Below are 1,089 nucleotides of genomic sequence, written 5' to 3'. Positions count from 1 at the left end.
GTCGGGGACCTTGCCATTGCCGGCGGGCGCATCGTGGCGGTCGGCGCCGCGCCGCGCGACTTCACGCCCGACCGCAGCTTCGATGCAAGCGGCCTCGTGATCGCGCCGGGCCTCGTCGATCTGGCCGCCCGCCTGCGCGAGCCCGGCCACGAACACGAGGGCATGCTGGAGAGCGAGCTGGCGGCGGCGGCGGCCGGTGGGGTGACCAGCGTGGTGTGCCTGCCTGACACCGACCCCACGCTCGACGAGCCGGGCCTGGTCGAGATGCTCAAGTTCCGCGCGCGCAAGCTGAGCCGCTGCCGGCTGTTCCCGCTCGGCGCGCTGACGCGCGGCCTGGGCGGCGAGGTGCTGACCGAGATGGCCCAGCTCACCGAGGCCGGCTGCGTCGGTTTCTCGCAGGCCGATGCGCCGGTGCGCAACACGCAGGTGCTGGCGCGTGCGCTGCAGTACGCCGCGACCTTCGGCTACAGCGTCTGGCTGCGGCCCAACGATCCCTGGCTGGGCAGCGGCGTGGCGGCCAGCGGTGCGGTGGCGACTCGCCTGGGCTTGTCGGGGGTGCCGGTGAGCGCCGAGACCATTGCGCTGCACACGATCTTCGAGCTGGTGCGCGCCAGCGGCGCGCGCGTGCACCTGTGCCGCTTGTCGAGTGCGGCCGGCGTCGAGCTGCTACGCGCAGCCAAGGCCGAAGGCCTGCCGGTCACGGCCGACGTGAGCATTAACTCGCTGCACCTGACCGATCTGGACATCGGCTACTTCAACCCCGCCATGCGGCTGGTGCCGCCGCTGCGCCAGTCGCGCGACCGCGATGCGCTCGGCGCCGCGCTGGCCGACGGCACGATCGACGCGCTGGTGTCCGACCACACGCCGGTCGATGAGGACGACAAAACACTGCCCTTCGCCGAGGCCGAGCCCGGCGCCACCGGGTTGGAGCTGCTGCTCGGTCTGGCGCTCAAGTGGGGCGATGAGTCCGGCGCCGGCCTGCGGCGCGCACTCGCCACGGTGAGCTGCGAGCCGGTACGCGTGCTCGGCGATGCGCTCGGCTCGCTGGCGGCCAGCGCGGGACGGCTGGTCGAGGGCGGCGTGGCCGAT

General features: G+C 73.5%; 1 protein-coding gene. It reads left to right on the top strand.

Translation table 11 applies throughout. From position 1 onward, the window contains the following. Positions 1-1,089, top strand: a 1,089-nt coding sequence (locus tag H0W38_RS15995) for a dihydroorotase (RefSeq protein ID WP_292455881.1), incomplete at both ends; no start/stop codon positions are given.

This window comes from Methylibium sp. (assembly GCF_013817365.1).
In the GTDB taxonomy this organism is placed as follows: Bacteria; Pseudomonadota; Gammaproteobacteria; order Burkholderiales; family Burkholderiaceae_C; genus Methylibium.
Note: the sequence above shows the minus strand (reverse complement) of the source record. Positions and strands in the feature narration are given on the sequence as shown.